General features: G+C 65.2%; 9 protein-coding genes, 2 tRNA genes and 3 rRNA genes. 7 read left to right on the top strand and 7 right to left on the bottom strand.

What is annotated here, in order from left to right; genetic code table 11:
• Nucleotides 1-5 precede the first annotated feature (5 nt).
• Nucleotides 6-620 (top strand): DedA family protein, encoded by a 615-nt coding sequence (locus tag VZL07_RS16040; protein ID WP_426756412.1) that lies wholly within the window; start codon nt 6-8, stop codon nt 618-620.
• Between the two features lie 64 nt (nt 621-684).
• On the opposite strand, the gene rrf is transcribed toward VZL07_RS16040, so the two are convergent.
• The 6 genes from rrf to bioA form a co-directional block, all read right to left on the bottom strand.
• Nucleotides 685-801: ribosomal RNA gene (gene rrf / locus VZL07_RS16035) — 5S ribosomal RNA — on the bottom strand.
• 155 nt (nt 802-956) lie between these two features.
• A 23S ribosomal RNA gene (locus VZL07_RS16030) occupies nt 957-3,919 on the bottom strand.
• 278 nt (nt 3,920-4,197) lie between these two features.
• Nucleotides 4,198-4,270: transfer RNA gene (locus tag VZL07_RS16025), tRNA-Ala, on the bottom strand.
• Nucleotides 4,271-4,339: 69 nt separating this feature from the next.
• A tRNA-Ile gene (locus VZL07_RS16020) sits at nt 4,340-4,416 on the bottom strand.
• A 213-nt stretch (nt 4,417-4,629) separates the two neighbouring features.
• A 16S ribosomal RNA gene (locus tag VZL07_RS16015) occupies nt 4,630-6,167 on the bottom strand.
• The 16S, 23S and 5S rRNA genes sit together here with 2 tRNA genes alongside, the layout of an rRNA operon.
• Before the next feature lie 876 nt (nt 6,168-7,043).
• Nucleotides 7,044-8,378, bottom strand: a complete 1,335-nt coding sequence (gene bioA / locus VZL07_RS16010) for an adenosylmethionine--8-amino-7-oxononanoate transaminase (RefSeq protein ID WP_426756411.1) — start codon at nt 8,376-8,378, stop codon at nt 7,044-7,046.
• A gap of 225 nt (nt 8,379-8,603) precedes the next feature.
• Here bioA and VZL07_RS16005 point away from each other — a divergent pair, with 225 nt between their 5' ends.
• The 3 genes from VZL07_RS16005 to VZL07_RS15995 all read left to right on the top strand — a co-directional run bounded on the left by VZL07_RS16005 (nt 8,604) and on the right by VZL07_RS15995 (nt 11,424).
• Nucleotides 8,604-9,398 (top strand): acyl-CoA desaturase, encoded by a 795-nt coding sequence (locus VZL07_RS16005; RefSeq protein WP_426756410.1) that lies wholly within the window; start codon nt 8,604-8,606, stop codon nt 9,396-9,398.
• 55 nt (nt 9,399-9,453) lie between these two features.
• Nucleotides 9,454-10,653: a GNAT family N-acetyltransferase gene (locus VZL07_RS16000; protein ID WP_426756409.1), complete on the top strand. Its 1,200-nt coding sequence runs from the start codon at nt 9,454-9,456 to the stop codon at nt 10,651-10,653.
• A gap of 84 nt (nt 10,654-10,737) precedes the next feature.
• A complete protein-coding gene (locus VZL07_RS15995) occupies nt 10,738-11,424 on the top strand; it encodes a suppressor of fused domain protein (protein ID WP_426756408.1) in 687 nt (228 codons plus the stop codon).
• Here the strand turns inward: VZL07_RS15995 and VZL07_RS15990 are convergent, their stop codons facing one another.
• The gene (locus tag VZL07_RS15990) at nt 11,425-13,410 is read right to left on the bottom strand and encodes an ATP-binding protein (RefSeq protein WP_426756407.1); all 1,986 of its coding nucleotides are present in this window, start codon (nt 13,408-13,410) and stop codon (nt 11,425-11,427) included.
• Nucleotides 13,411-13,607: 197 nt separating this feature from the next.
• On the opposite strand from VZL07_RS15990, the gene VZL07_RS15985 reads away from it, so the two are divergent.
• The 3 genes from VZL07_RS15985 (at nt 13,608) to VZL07_RS15975 (ending at nt 15,965) form a co-directional block, all read left to right on the top strand.
• Nucleotides 13,608-14,684, top strand: a complete 1,077-nt coding sequence (locus VZL07_RS15985) for a dipeptide epimerase (protein WP_426756406.1) — start codon at nt 13,608-13,610, stop codon at nt 14,682-14,684.
• Nucleotides 14,685-14,979: 295 nt separating this feature from the next.
• Nucleotides 14,980-15,228, top strand: a complete 249-nt coding sequence (locus VZL07_RS15980) for a hypothetical protein (RefSeq protein ID WP_426756405.1) — start codon at nt 14,980-14,982, stop codon at nt 15,226-15,228.
• 92 nt (nt 15,229-15,320) lie between these two features.
• The gene (locus tag VZL07_RS15975; protein ID WP_426756404.1) at nt 15,321-15,965 is read left to right on the top strand and encodes a LuxR C-terminal-related transcriptional regulator; all 645 of its coding nucleotides are present in this window, start codon (nt 15,321-15,323) and stop codon (nt 15,963-15,965) included.
• The last annotated feature ends 40 nt before the right edge of the window (nt 15,966-16,005 follow it).

The raw sequence follows: 16,005 nt of genomic DNA, 5'->3' as shown, positions 1-16,005 counted from the left end.
ACGCCATGGCCGCAGGTCCACTCCCCTGGTTGCTCACACATGGCTCAGCGGCCCTGCTCTTCGCGGCCCTGGTGGCTGGAGGACTGGGAGTCCCCATCCCGGAGGACCTGGTGCTGCTCTCCCTGGGCATCCTCGTGCACCGGGATGTGCTGCCTGTGGCGCTGGCGCTGGCGGTAGGAATGGGCGGCGTCCTCTGCGGGGACATGGCCCTCTTCCTCACCGCGCGCAGGCTGGGGCCGGCGCTGTATGAGAGTCCGCGGCTGAAGAGGCTTTTACCGCCCGCGCGCCGGGAGCAACTGGCGCGGCTGTACGCGCGGCACGGAGGGCGGTGCGTCTTCGTGGGGCGCTTCCTCTCGGTGCTGCGAGGCGCCGTCTTCGTGCTGGCGGCGGTGCAAGGCATGCGGCCGCGGCACTTCCTGCTGTGGGACGGGCTGGCGCTATGCCTCAGCGTGCCGCTGGCGGTAGGGCTGGGCTACGCCTTCTCGCACAGCGTGGACGCGGTGGCGAAGGGCGCCGCGCACGCCGAGCACCTGGTGGTGCTGACGGGGGTGGCGGGGGCGCTGGCCTGGGGCGGGGTGCGCCGGCTGCAGCGGTGGCGCCAGGCGCGGCGGACGCGTTGAGGCCCACAAAAAGCGAAAGCCCCCGCGCGTCCGCAAAGGGACACGCGAGGGCTTCTCAAAAAGAATCCGGCAGCGACCTACTCTCCCGCGCGGTTTCCCGCGAAGTACCATCGGCTCTGGAGGGCTTAACTTCCGTGTTCGGGATGGGAACGGGTGGGACCCCTCCGACATAGCCACCGGAAAACAAGCGACAGTGCATACAAAGGGTAAGTTTCAATTGCTGAGCGAAGTCTCGCTGTGCGTTTCAAGTCTTCCAGGCGAGTGCGCGTCGCACTCGAGCCTCGGCCTTGGCCCCGAGTCCCTTACTCCCCACGAGGGGGCATGCAAGAGAATGGGGGAAGTAAGCCTCACGACCAATTAGTACCGGTTAGCTGAACGTGTTACCACGCTTACACACCCGGCCTATCAACGTCGTAGTCTTCGACGGGTCTTCAGGGGCTTGCGCCCGGGATACCTGGTCTTGAGGTCGGTTTCCCGCTTAGATGCTTTCAGCGGTTATCCAATCGGCACATGGCTACCCAGCGATGCCTCTGGCGAGACAACTGGTACACCAGCGGTGCCTCCAACCCGGTCCTCTCGTACTAAGGTCAGAGCCTCTCAAGTATCCTACGCCCACAGCAGATAGGGACCAAACTGTCTCACGACGTTTTGAACCCAGCTCGCGTACCGCTTTAATTGGCGAACAGCCAAACCCTTGGGACCTGCTCCAGCCCCAGGATGCGATGAGCCGACATCGAGGTGCCAAACCTCCCCGTCGATGTGAACTCTTGGGGGAGATAAGCCTGTTATCCCCGGAGTACCTTTTATCCGTTGAGCGATGGCCCTTCCATTCAGGACCACCGGATCACTATGACCTGCTTTCGCACCTGCTCGACGTGTCCGTCTCGCAGTCAAGCTCCCTTATGCCATTGCACTCGACGCCCGGTTTCCAATCGGGCTGAGGGAACCATCGCGCGCCTCCGTTACTTTTTGGGAGGCGACCGCCCCAGTCAAACTACCCACCAGACAGTGTCCCAGTCCCGGCTGACGGGACATGGTTAGACACCAGAAATCAACAGGGTGGTATTTCACCGTTGCCTCCACCGAACCTAGCGGCCCGGCTTCAAAGGCTCCCACCTATCCTACACAGTCAATCCCTAGTGTCACTGTCAAGTTATAGTAAAGGTTCACGGGGTCTTTCCGTCTTGCTGCGGGTAAACTGCATCGGCACAGCTATTTCAATTTCGCTGAGTCCCTCTCCGAGACAGCGCGGAAGTCGTTACTCCATTCGTGCAGGTCGGAACTTACCCGACAAGGAATTTCGCTACCTTAGGACCGTTATAGTTACGGCCGCCGTTTACTGGGGCTTCGGATCATCGCTTCACCTTGCGGCTGACGAATCCCCTTAACCTTCCAGCACCGGGCAGGAGTCAGACCCTATACGTCGGCTTGTCGCCTTCGCAGAGTCCTGTGTTTTTGGTAAACAGTCGCTACCGCCATTTCTCTGCAACCTCTCTCGGCTTCGGCTGTACGCCTACACCTACCAGAGGCCCACCTTCTTCCGAAGTTACGGTGGAAATTTGCCTAGTTCCTTGGAGGAGAGTTCTCTCAAGCGCCTTAGGATTTTCTCCTCGCCCACCTGTGTCGGTTTACGGTACGGACACCCTGTAAGCTCCCTACGGGACTTTTCTTGGAAGCAGAGCATCAGCGACTTACCCCTGACGGGGCGCCATCGGGTCTCGGGGATGGCTGCCGCGCCTTTATTCGTACGCGACACCCCTACACCTTTAGACTGACACAACCACCGGTCAGCTCGCCTAGCTTTCTCCGTCCTCCCTTAGTTCAACGCTCACAAGATGGCGCAGGAATATTAACCCGCTTTCCATCACCTACGCCTTTCGGCCTCGGCTTAGGTTCCGGCTAACCCTGGGAAGATTAACTTGACCCAGGAAACCTTGGGCTTACGGCGAGGGGGTTTCTCACCCCCTTTATCGCTACTCATTTCGGCATCAGCACTCCCAGCCGCTCCAGCCGCCTTTTCAGTCGACCTTCGCTGCAACTGGGACGCTCCCCTACCGCCACACGCTTTACGTGTGACCCGAAGCTTCGGCACTAGTCTTGAGCCCCGTTACATTTTCGGCGCGGCCTGTCTTGACCAGTGAGCTATTACGCTTTCTTTAAAGGATGGCTGCTTCTAAGCCAACCTCCTGGTTGTCAATGACCTGCCACATCCTTTCTAGTGTTCACTTAGACTAGATTTGGGGGCCTTAGCTGTCGGTCTGGGTTATTCCCCTCTTGCCAATGGACGTTATCACCCACTGACTGCGTCCCGGGATAACAATTACCGGCATTCGGAGTTTGGTACGGTTTGGTAATCTGGTGAGACCCCTAGCCGTTCCAGTGCTCTACCTCCGGTATTGAATTGCCCGAGCCGATACCTAAATATCTTTCGGGGAGAACCAGCTATCACGGAGTTTGATTGGCCTTTCACCCCTACACACAGCTCATCTCAGAAATTTTCAACTTTCACGAGTTCGGTCCTCCATGCGGTGTTACCCGCACTTCAACCTGGCCATGTGTAGATCACCCCGCTTCGGGTTATAATACACGCAACTATTCGCCCTGTTCGGACTCGCTTTCGCTACGGCTCCACCTAACGGCTTAGCCTCGCTACGTATATTAAGTCGCCGAATCATGATGCAAAAGGTACGCTCTCGCACTGGGTTGCCCCGTAGTGCTCGAACTGCTTGTAGACATGCGGTTTCAGGTTCTTTGGACTCCCCTCACCGGGGTTCTTTTCACCTTTCCCTCGCGGTACTAGTTCACTATCGGTCGCCAAGGAGTATTTAGCCTTACCGGATGGTCCCGGCTGATTCAGGCAGGATTGCACGTGTCCCGCCCTACTTGGGTACCCCACTCAGCTCCAACCCGCTTTCGCGTACGCGACTATCACGCTCTTTGGTGCCTCTTTCCAGAAGCTTCCGCTAGCAAGTCAAAGTCCTACCGTGGACCCACTACCCCGCCACCACTTGCGTGGTTGCGGTTTGGGCTTCTCCCATTTCGCTCGCCACTACTTTGGGAATCACTCGTTGTTTTCTCTTCCTCAGGGTACTGAGATGTTTCACTTCCCCTGGTTAGCTCCATTCCACCTATGTATTCAGTGGAAGGTAACGCCGCTATTCACAGCGCTGGGTTTCCCCATTCGGACACCTCCGGATCAACGCTCGGTTGACAGCTCCCCGGAGCTTTTCGCAGCCACCCGCGTCCTTCATCGCCTCTTGGCACCTAGGCATCCACCGCACGCCCTTAGTAGCTTACTTGCCCTAATCTCTTGTTTTCACGCCCGCCTCCCGGCGGATTGTCGAAACTCGAAACCAAGGCCCAGACTCCTGCTCTTCGCAGCAAGCCTGGAAGACTTCTTTGTTACTTACGCTTGATTGGGCACCTGACTTTCCTTCCCCTCACCTTCGCCTCACGACGTTGGCTTGGGTACTTCGTCAGGGCCTCTGCGAGAACTTCTCTCAGCAGAAATTGAACTTACCCTTCGTATGCACTTGTCAAAGAACGCTTCCCTCTACTGCTTCAGGGAAAACTTGTGTGGAGCTGATCGGGTTCGAACCGACGACATCCAGCTTGCAAAGCTGGCGCTCTCCCAGCTGAGCTACAGCCCCGGGAAACTTGCCCACGGCCATTCTACCATGCTGGTGCGCGTCACCGCTTCCCTCCTCCTGGAGGGGAAATGGTGGGCCTAGGTGGACTTGAACCACCGACCTCGCGCTTATCAGGCGCGCGCTCTAGCCAGCTGAGCTATAGGCCCAGGGGGCTACCGCGTCGGCAAACCCTACAGCGTCCTTCATTCTCAAAGAGCCAAGTCGCTTTCGACTCAGTCCTTCAAAACCAAACAGCAAGCCCGAAGTAAGTAGCTAGATTGTGACTCGGAAACGTTGACCTGGTTGACCTGACGTGGCTCGAAAGCCACTGGCATCGCCTACTGCGTCCGAAGACGCTGTCCGATGCCCGGTCTCCTTAGAAAGGAGGTGATCCAGCCGCAGGTTCCCCTACGGCTACCTTGTTACGACTTCACCCCAGTTACCGACCACTCCTTGGGCACCTCTTGGTGAGATGACTTCTGGAGCAATCGACTCCCATGGTGTGACGGGCGGTGTGTACAAGGCCCGGGAACGTATTCACCGCAGCGTGCTGATCTGCGATTACTAGCGATTCCGCCTTCATGGAGTCGAGTTGCAGACTCCAATCTGAACTGAGACCGGTTTTATGCGATTAGCTCCCCCTCGCGGGTTGGCAACGCTCTGTACCGGCCATTGTAGCACGTGTGTAGCCCTGGTCATAAAGGCCATGAGGACTTGACGTCATCCCCACCTTCCTCCGGTTTAACACCGGCAGTCCCTCTAGAGATCCACTTGCGTGGCAACTAAAGGCGAGGGTTGCGCTCGTTGCGGGACTTAACCCAACATCTCACGACACGAGCTGACGACAGCCATGCAGCACCTGTCTCTCGGTTCCCTTGCGGGCACTCCCTCATCTCTGAAGGATTCCGAGGATGTCAAGACCAGGTAAGGTTCTGCGCGTTGCGTCGAATTAAACCACATGCTCCACCGCTTGTGCGGGCCCCCGTCAATTCCTTTGAGTTTTAGTCTTGCGACCGTACTTCCCAGGCGGAGAACTTAATGCGTTAGCTTCGGCACCGCGGGGGTCAACTCCCACGACACCTAGTTCTCATCGTTTACGGCGTGGACTACCAGGGTATCTAATCCTGTTTGCTCCCCACGCTTTCGCGTCTCAGCGTCAGTTACCGTCCAGGTGGCCGCCTTCGCCACCGGTGTTCCTCCCCATATCTACGAATTTCACCTCTACTTGGGGAATTCCGCCACCCTCTCCGGCACTCAAGCACGACAGTTTCGGGCGCACTTCCTCAGTTGAGCTGAGGGCTTTCACACCCGACTTGTCACGCCGCCTACACGCGCTTTACGCCCAATAATTCCGAACAACGCTTGCACCCTCTGTATTACCGCGGCTGCTGGCACAGAGTTAGCCGGTGCTTCTTCTCCCGGTACCGTCAAGCTGTTGGATGTTAGCCAACAGGGTTTCTTCCCGGTCGAAAGTGCTTTACAATCCAAAGACCTTCATCACACACGCGGCGTTGCTGCGTCAGGCTTTCGCCCATTGCGCAAAATTCCCCACTGCTGCCTCCCGTAGGAGTCTGGACCGTGTCTCAGTTCCAGTGTGGCTGATCGTCCTCTCAGACCAGCTACCCGTCGTCGCCTTGGTGGGCCATTACCCCGCCAACTAGCTGATGGGCCGCGGACTCATCTGAATGTGATAGCTTGCATGCAGAGGCCACCTTTTCCCTCAGTCTCCGAAGAAACCGTGGGCTTATCCGGTATTAGCCAATCTTTCGACTGGTTATCCCGAGCACTCAGGCAGATTATCCACGTGTTACGCACCCGTGCGCCGCTCTACTAAGGGTTGCCCCTATTCGCGCTCGACTTGCATGTGTTAGGCACGCCGCCAGCGTTCGTTCTGAGCCAGGATCAAACTCTCCAATTGAATTTTGAAGATTTGAACCGGCGTCAGTCCCAGGCCCGGCTAAGGAACCTGAAACTCGCTGATTCGGACAGTGCTGCCGGCTGCGCTTCGCAGCGCGACCTGGCTGGCACTGTTTCAAGAAATTGACTGCGGTTTCCGCAATCTAGCTTCTTCTTGGGCTTGCTATTTGGTTTTCAAAGACCGAGTCGCTTGTGCTTCCCGCGACTTCTTGCTACCGTTTTCTTCGTTGCCGCCGCCGTCTTTTCGTCCGGCGGGGCGTCAGCTTCTATTTCAGTCCGGCGTCTTCTGTCAAGCTGCTGTTTTCGCCGTCCTGCTGGCTTCCGGAGTCTTCAGCGCCGCCCAGTGGCTTCCGCTGCTTTCTTCCGGAGGGGCGCGGCTTCTACCGCTTCGCCGCCCTCCCTGTCAACCGCTGCTTCGTTGACTCCCTCGACTCGCCTGCCCTCTTGCTTCCGGGCTTCTTCGTCGGGGGCGCGGCTTCTACCACCACCGCATTTCCTGTCAACTCGCTGCGTTGACTGCCGTATTCCGTATTTTCTTACCGACCCACTCAAAGCGGATCCGCGCCAGTGCGCGGGCTTCTTCGTGAGAGCTGGGGCTTCTACCACCACCGCCCCTGGGATCAACTTTCTGGGCTGATCCTTCTATTTCCCCGCTGATTCTCCGGCGCACCGCTGAGATCAGCTGCCCGTCCGAAGGGGCGCGGCTTCTACCACCGCCGCGTCCTGGGTCAACAATCTTCATCGACCCTTTTATTCTGCTGTCAGCTCCCCGACCGGATCTGCGTCGGGCGGGGCGCGGCTTCTATCCCCGCGACGCGCGACCTGTCAATCACCACTTCGTTCGCTCCCGCACATTCGCGAGCTGCGGATCCGCCACTCAGCGGCCGGCCACTTCCCGGAGCGACGCCTCCACCCCGGCGAGCAGCTCGTCGAGGTCCTCATCAGAGATATTGAGCGCGGGCGCGATGTACACGGTGTCCCCCATGGGCCGCAGGTAGAGCCCTCGGCGGCGCGCGGCCTCGTATACCCGCCAGCCTCCACGCGCGAGGTATCCGCCCCCCCCCAGGTCCACCGCTCCCACCATGCCCACTGCCCGGGGACGGACCAGGCCCGGAATCGTGGCGGCCATCCTTTCGAAAGCCGCCTGCACGCGCGGCGCCTTCCTGGCCACCTGCCCCAGGACATCCTCGTCCCTGTAGATGGCCAGGACCTCGCGGGCGATGGCCGCGCCGAGCGGGTTCCCACAATAGGAGTGCCCGTAATACAGCGCCCGGCTCGACGGTCCGAGGAACCCTGAGAACACTCGCTCCGAGGCCAGCGTCACGCCGAAGGGCAGGATTCCCCCCGAGACGGCCTTTGCCAGACACAGCATGTCCGGCACCACGCCTGACAGGTCCACCGCGAAGCGTGCGCCCGTGCGCCCCATCCCCGTGAAGACCTCGTCGGCGATGAGGAAGGTGTCCACCTCGCGCGTGGCCTCGCGCACCGCCCGGACGAAGTCTGGCGAGTACATCACCATGCCCGCCGCGCCCTGCAGCACGGGCTCGAGGATGACGCCTGCAATCTCATCCGGATGTGCGCGCAGGGTGGCCCGGACCTGGTCGAAGGCCCGCGCCCAGCCCCCCTCCGCCTCCGCGGGAGAGGGGACGTGCACCACGTCGAAGAGCAGCGGGCCGAAGACCTCGCGGAACAGCGGGACACCCCCGACGCTGGTGGCGCCGAGGGTCTCTCCGTGGAACGCGCCCGACAGGGTGATGAAGCGGGTGCGGCGCGGCTTGCCATTCTGCGCCCAGTACTGGGCCGCCATCTTGATGGCGACCTCCACCGCCGTGCTCCCATTGTCCGAATAGAACACCCGCGACAGGCGCTCGGCGGCGGGCAGGCCTGGCTGGTCCGCGCCGGGCGCGATGGCCGCCAGCTCCGAGGCCAGCAGGGCGGCAGGCTCGTGGGTGATGCCCGCCAGGGAGACATGGGGGAGCATCGCGGCCTGCTCGGCGAGCGCACGGAGCAGCCGCGGATGCCGATGGCCCAGCGTGGACACCCACCAGGAGCCGTTGGCGTCGAGGTAGCGCGTGCCGTCCGCGTCGAACAGGGACACGCCCTCCGAGCGCACCACCACCAGCGGATCCGTCTCCGCGATGTAGGCCTCCATGGCCGTGTAGGGATGCCAGACGTGCGCCTTGTCCAGCCTGACGATGTCCGCCCGCTCCACGCGTGTCCTCCTCTCCTGGGTGTCCTGCGCCCCCTCCGTACCGGAAGAGCGCCCAACGGCGCCTCGCGTCATCTCCTGCCGCGCCGCGTTCTACTGATGGCCGCTTGAAGCGGGACGCCCGGGCGCATGGCCCTCCAGGGCAACGCCCCGGCTCTTCGGCCCCGCGTGACGCTGCCATGACATGGCTGGTGTTACCCCAGGTCTGACACTGAACCGGGAACTCGAATGGCCGTCCTCATCTTCTTCGTCTCGCACTGGCTGCTCTGCGTGTTCTTCCAGAGCTTCTTCCAGCATCGGTACGCGGCCCACCGCATGTACACCATGGGGCCCAAGACGGAGCGGGTGATGCACCTGCTCACCTACCTGGTGCAGGGCTCGTCGTACCTGTCGCCCAAGGCCTACGCCATCCTGCACCGCGAGCACCACGCGTTCTCCGACACCGAGAAGGACCCGCACTCGCCCCACTTCTTCAAGGATGTGGCGCGGATGATGTGGCACACCAAGGCACGCTACGACGACTACGCCTCGGGCCGTGGCCAGCCCGAGGCCCGCTTCCTGGGCGGCTACCCGGAGTGGCCGCTCGTCGACACCACGCTGCGCACCTCGTGGCTCGCCACGCTGGGCTGGGTGGCCTTCTACTCCGCCTTCTATGTGATGTTCGCCACCTCGCCCTGGCAGTTCCTGCTGCTGCCCCTGCACTTCCTCATGGGCCCGGTGCACGGCGCCATCGTGAACTGGTGCGGCCACAAGTACGGCTACCGGAACTTCGACAGCACCGACAAGTCCCGGAACACGCTGCCCATGGACATCCTCTGCATGGGCGAGCTCTTCCAGAACAACCACCACAAGTACGGCAGCAGCCCCAACTTCGCCGCCCGGAAGTTCGAGCTGGACCCCACGTGGCAGGTGATGCGCGTGCTGGCGTGGCTGCGCATCATCCGCATCGCCACCCCGCAGCGTGCCGTGTGGCCGGAGCCGCGCGAGGCTACCCGGGCCGGTGGCGCCGCCCGGGCCGCCTGAGCGACGGGCAAGCAACCCACGGCGGGCACGCGCGGGACACGTTAAGAGTGCTCCCGTGCCCGCCGATACCTCGCTCCGACTCCGCATCCTCGAAGCAGTGACTGATGCACCGGCCGATGCCTGGGATGCCCTGGCCGGCCCCGATGCGCCCCCCTTCGTCCGGCACGCCTGGCTGGCCGCCATGGAGGAGAGCGGCAGCGCCACCGAGGAGACGGGCTGGGCGCCGCATCACCTCACGCTGTGGCGAGGCCCCAAGCTGGTGGCCGCCGCGCCCGCGTACCTCAAGTTCCACAGCATGGGCGAGTACATCTACGACTTCGGCTGGGCGGACGCCGCCGCCCGGCTCGGGGTCGAGTACTACCCGAAGCTCGTCGTGGGCGGACCGCTGTCCCCCGCCACCGTGCCGCGCTTCCTCATCGCCCCGGGAGAGGACGTCCCCGTCCTGCGCCGCCTGCTGCTCGCCGCAGCCGCCGAGAGCGCCCGGGAGGTGGGCTGCTCCTCCGTCCACATCCTCTACCCCACCGGGGACGAGGCGGACTTCCTGGAGGCCGAGGGGCTCGCCCGCCGCATCACCCTCCAGTTCCACTGGAAGAACCCGGGTTACCGCAGCTACGACGACTACCTGGCGCGCTTCGACTCCAAGCGCCGCAACCAGCTCAAGCGTGAGCGCGGCGCCGCGGCCACCCAGGGCATCACCCTGCGCACCGTGCGCGGCGAGGAACTGTCCCCCGCCCACGCCAAACGCGCCTACGGGTTCTACACCTCCACCTGCGAGCGCCACGCCTGGGGGCAGATTCAGCTCACGCCCGACTTCTTCGCCCGCGTCTTCCGCACCCTGCCGGGCTCGGTGGAGATGGTGGAGGCGGTCCGGGGCCAGAAGGTCATCGCTGGCGCCTTCAACCTGGCCACGCCGGAGCGCCTCTATGGTCGGTACTGGGGCGCGTTCGAGGAGCACCCCTTCCTCCACTTCCACGTCTGCCTGTATCACTCCGTGGAGGACTGCATCCGGGCCGGCCGCAAGGTGTTCGAGCCCGGCGCCGGGGGCGAGCACAAGGTGTCTCGCGGCTTCGAGCCCACGGCGGTCCACAGCGCCCATCTCATCTTCGACAAGACATTGGACGGGGCGGTGCGAGGCTTCCTCCGCCGCGAGCATGCCCGGCTGGCACCCGCGGTGGAGGAGGCGGAGCGCATCTGCGGGCTGAAGCCGTGGCCGCTGGCCGCTTCCTCGGGCCCCAAAGGAGCGACCGGTACCTGAGCGCCCCCCGGACTGTCAGCCCGAAGAGGCCTCCCCGCGACTTGAAGTTGTGAAACCGGGGTGAGCCTCTAGAGTGTCACGGCCATGAAAGCCCCGGAGACGGACGAAGACTTCATCCAGTGGTACGAGGACTGCTGGGCGGACCGCGACGAAGTCGAGTATCCGAAGATGTTCGGCGCCATTGACGAAGGCGTCTTCACGCTCGACCAGACGGATGCCATCCAGGCGTGGATGGAGAGTGAGCTGGCCCAGGTCCAGGAAGCGGACCCCAACTGGGGCCCCATGGGGGTGCGCGTCGCACCGCCCAGCGAGAGCTACCCGTACTGGACCTATGTCACCAGTGGACTGTCCAACCCCTTCACCGTCGCGCCCGGTGAGGAGTTCCCCGACGACGCGCCCAGCGGGCTGGGCTACGAGATGGTCATCCACACGCCCGAAGAGGCGAAGTGGCCGGTGTTCCGGCTGCTGGACATGATGGCCTACAACCTCGTGTCCCTGCGCGCCTTCGCCATGGGGCACCGCTATCCCGTGGAGGGCTCGCTGGATGGTGGCGAGTCCAAGCTGGGTGGCTTCGTGTTCGTCCGGGACCCGTCGCGGCCCGACCACTTCGTGCTCCCCAGCGGCAAGGTGCAGCTGCTCACCCTGGTGGGCGCCACCCGCAACGAGATGGCCTTCGCCCGCTCCAACGGCATGGACAAGCTGATGGCCAAGCTGGTCGCCGCGGGCTCCGGCTACATCACCCGGCCGGACCGGGACGAAGTGAAGCTGTAATCACACCGACTCGGGCTCGCGCGCCGGCCGCTCCTGGCTGCCGGCGCGCGGCGGCGCCTCCTCCACCAGCGCGTGCAGGGCGCCCAGCTCGAAGGGCTTCTCGATTCGCGGCAGCGGCACGGACTGGAGGAAGGTCCGCGCCCGCTCGGAGAAGGCACCGCCCGTCATGAAGACGAAGCGCGAGAGCACCTCCGGTTGTCTCGCGGACAGCACGTCGTAGACGTCCATCCCCGTCAGGCCGTCCATCATCAGGTCGCAGAAGACGCGGTCGAACCGCGCGTCGCTCGCCAGCAGGTCCAAGGCCTCGCGCCCGCTGTGGACCACCACCACCTCGTGACGCGTCCCGAGCACCCGCCCCAGCACCGCCGCGAGGAGGGGCTCGTCATCCACCACCAGCACGCGCTTGCGCCCGGGCAGCTCCCTGCCTTCCACGGGCCCCGTGGCGGGCGCCGCGGCATCCGTGGTGGGCAGGCGCACCTGGAACACACTTCCCACGCCCGGCGCGCTCGTCGCGGACAGCTCGCCCCCCATGCTGCGCACCAGGCCCAGGCTGGTGGACAGGCCCAGCCCGGCCCCCTCGCCCAGGGGACGGGTGGTGAAGAAGGGCTCGAAGGCGCGGTCCAGCACCTCGGGCGCCATGCCGTGGCCGTTGTCCGCCACCTCCACCACGACCGTGGCGCCGTCCCTCCACGTGGAGAGCGTGACTTCGTAGCGCGCCACGTCGCCTTCCGGAATGGCCTGCGCGGCATTGAGGAGCAGCTGGAGGAACACCTGTCCCAGCCGCGTCTCGTGAGCCATCACCGTGGGCACGTCGCCGAGGTTCTTCTCGACGCGGGCCCGGTGGCGCAGGTGCGGCATGGCCATGGAGAGGCCGAACTCGAGCGCGGCGTGCACGTCCACGGGTGACAGGCGCGGCTCCTCCGCGCGGGCGAAGGTCTGCAAGTCACGCACGGTGGTGCGGATTCGCTCGGCGCCCTCCTTCGCCTCGCGCAGCGCCTCCATGGCCTCGTGCAGGGCGCGCGCCAGTGCGTCGCTGGCACCGGGGCGGGACGCGTGCGGCTCCAGTTGCTCCAGCGCGAACTGGAGGTTCCCCACGACGTAGGAGAGCGGGTTGTTGATTTCGTGTCCCACGCCCGCCGCGAGCTGGCCCGCCATGGCCAGCTTCTCCGACTGAACCAGGCGCTCGCGCGCGGTCATCAGCTCGCGGGTGCGCTCGTGGACCAGCGCCTCCGCCTCCCGCCGGCCCGATTGCTCCTGGGAGAGGAGCACGTCGCGCTCGGCCTCCGCCTTCTTCCGCGCGGTGATGTCCCGCCCGAAGACGGACAGATTCCCGTTGGCACCCCAGGCGTGTACCTCGTGCCAGCGGCCGGGCGCGGCTCGCCACTCGAAGATGGTGGCGCCAGCGCCGCTCGCCACCTGACGCAGCTCCCGCTCCATGCGCGTGCCCAGCAGCTCCGGACAGGCCTGCCACAGAATCTGCCGGAAGAGCTGCGCCTGCGAGCGCCCGCTGAGGGCCGCGGCCTCGTGATTCACGTAGGTGACACGCCAGTCCGCATCCACGGTGAAGAACGCGTCGGGTGTCGTCTCCAGCACGTTGTGCACCCAGTCCAGCGTGTCTCGGACGCCCGCCTCCAACCGGACGGCGCTGGTGATGTCGCGCAGCCGCAACAGCACGCCATCTCGCAGCGGCACCGCCGTCCCCTGCACCCAGGCGCGCCCTTCCTCGAAGTTGTCCACCACGGGCCTGCCCGACTCCACCACGTCGCGCAGCAGCCCCCACCGACGCCCCAGTCCGGAGTCGGGCATCAGCTCTCGCAGCCGCTGGCCCCGCAGCGCCTCCGGTACGTGCCCCAGCGCCCGGGCCGCCGCCGGATTCGCCCACGCCCACTGGAAGTCCACCACCGCTCCGGCCGCGTCCCGCAGGGCGCGCAGCACCATGCAGCCCTCGGGCTGCTGGCGCTCCGCCTCCTCGAGCGCCGCCAACAACGTCTCCGTGTCTGGAGCCGGAACGGCCTGGGACTTGTCTTTCAGAATGCGCCCATGTCGCCACGAACCGCCGGCAATCACAAGGTCGCCGGAGTCGCATGTATCAGTCTCATGTCACATGTGTCGGCCACCCGCCGCTCCGCCGGGGCCCGGCCGCCGCGGGGACGTGGCCAAGCGAGTAGGCTCCAGGCCCGCCCATGACGCCCACCCTCATCACCGCCGCCCATTTCGAGCCGCTGCACCTCCCGCTCACGGAGCCCTTCGCCATCGCCACCGGGGCCCAGTACGCCGCGGAGAACGTGCTCGTGCGCCTGACACTGGCGGATGGCACCGAGGGCCTGGGCGAGGCCGCGCCCTTCCCCGCCGTCAGTGGTGAAACACAGGCCAGCACGCTGAGTGCGCTGGAGCTGGTGCGCGCGGGACTGGTGGGACAGGACGTCCGTGCCTGGCGGCCGATGTCCGAGGCACTGGGTGACTCGCTCGCGCTGGCCCCCGCCGCCCGGTGTGCCGTGGAGTCAGCGCTGCTGGATGCGCTGGCGCGGCATTACCGCGTCCCCCTGTACGTCATGCTCGGTGGCGCGCAGCGTGCGCTGGACATCGACATGACCGTGACGGCGGGAGACGTGGCCCACGCGCGCCAGTCCGCGCGCGCCATCCTGGCCCGGGGCATCTCCACGCTGAAGGTGAAGGTCGGCGCGCTGACGCCCGGCGAGGACGCGGCGCGGCTGGTGGCCATCCACGAGGTGGCGCCCCAGGCCCGGCTCTTCGCGGATGCCAATGGGGGCTACGACGTGGCCGAGGCGCTCGCGTTCCTGAAGGAACTGGAGCGCGCCGACGTCCCCCTGGCCCTCTTCGAGCAACCCGTGCCCGCGCACGACGTGGCCGGCATGGCGGAGCTCGCTCGGCGCTCGCGCGTGCCCGTGTGCGCGGATGAGTCGGCGCGCTCGGCGAGGGACGTACTGCGGCTCATCCGGGAGGGCGCCGCGCACGCCATCAACATCAAGACGATGAAGTGCGGCGTCGTGGAAGCCCTGACGATGTGGAGCCTGGCGCGCGCCGCGGGCCTCGAGCTGATGGTGGGCGGCATGGTGGAGAGCGTGCTGGCCATGTCCACCTCCGCGCACCTGGCGGCGGGGCTCGGCGGCTTCACCTACGCCGACCTGGACACGCCGCTGTTCATCGCGAGCCATCCCTTCCAGGGTGGCGCCCGGTACGCGGGCTCGCGGCTGGAGCTGTCGGCGGATGCGCCGGGCCATGGCGTCACGCGGGCCTGAGCCGCGCCTCGTCGCTCCGTCGCTCGGCCTGGCAACGATGGCCACGGCCGTGGCCCATCGCCGGCAACGCCGGATGAGCCCCTTCGTGCCCTGACGTAGCACACGTCTGTGGCCCGTGAGGCGTGACGGGCCACGCATCTGGGGTACGCCGCCGCATTCGCGCTAGGGTAGGTGCATGACTTTGGCTGTCTGTGTTCGGTGCGGCGATTCGAAGGTGGGCGCGTTCGCGCCCTGCGCGGGGTGTGGGTTCGACCCCGCCGCACACGGTACGGACCGGGAGCTCCAGGCGCGCAGCATGCTCCTCTCCGACCGGTACCTTCCGGGCGGCGAGCTGGAAGAGATGGGCCGGAAGATTCGGAAGGGCGAGCCCGTGTCCTACGACGCCGGGTTGCTGGCGCAGATCACGGAGGAGCTCCGGACACAGAAGCTGCCCATCATCCCCAGGACGCCAGCTGGGTGCTCCGTCGCCCTTTGGACGGGGGTGGGCGCACTGCTCGTGCTCGCCGTGGCGCTCCTGCTCATGTGGCGGCTGCGAGGGCCTTGAGGGCGCTTTCGCGCAGGCCGCTTCGCGTGGCCTGACCCGAGGTGTCCCCGGACGCAGCGTCGCTGGCGCGCCTCCGTTAATAGAGACGCCTCGTGCTGGGCGCATCCACCTCACCGCTTCGCCTCTCTCTGGTCGCGGAGGACCCGCTGGCCCGGGGTGCGCTCTCCCGGGCCCTGGGCGACCAGGCGGACGTGCCCTTCACTGTCGTGTCCGGTTCCCAGGTCGACCTCGAGTCCACACCGGGTGAGCCGCCGGACGTGGTTCTGTGGGACACCGGGCTGCGCCTGTCCGGCGCACAGGCCCGCGTGGAGTCACCCGACCTGGGCGCCCCGGTGCTCGCGTTGGTCGCGGACGAAGCGGCCGGAGAGGCTGCGCTGAGCGCGGGCGCCCGGGGCTTGCTCTTTCGTGACGTGGACCCGGCGTCACTCACCGCCGCGCTGCTCGCCGTTGCCCGGGGGCTGAGCGTCTTCGACCCGGCCCTCTCGGAGCTGCGTGCCGTGCCGCGGGACGCATCCCTCGCCTCACACAGGGGCGCACTTGATGCGCTGACGCCCCGCGAGCGCGAGGTCCTCGGGCTGCTCGCGGAGGGCCTGTCCAACAAGGCCATCGCGGACCGGCTCGCCATCAGCGAGCACACCGCCAAGTTCCATGTGAATGCCGTGCTCGCCAAGCTGGGCGTCCAGCGGCGCACCGAAGCCGTGGTCCGCGCGGCGAAGCTGGGCCTGGTCACCTTGTGAGGGCGGACTCGGCCGCGCGGCGTGATGGGGCAGTGATAGG

Source organism: Pseudomyxococcus flavus, from assembly GCF_050038885.1.
GTDB lineage: Bacteria > Myxococcota > Myxococcia > Myxococcales > Myxococcaceae > Myxococcus > Myxococcus flavus.
The sequence above is the reverse complement of the archived record's forward strand: the minus strand, read 5'-3'. Positions and strand labels throughout refer to the sequence as shown.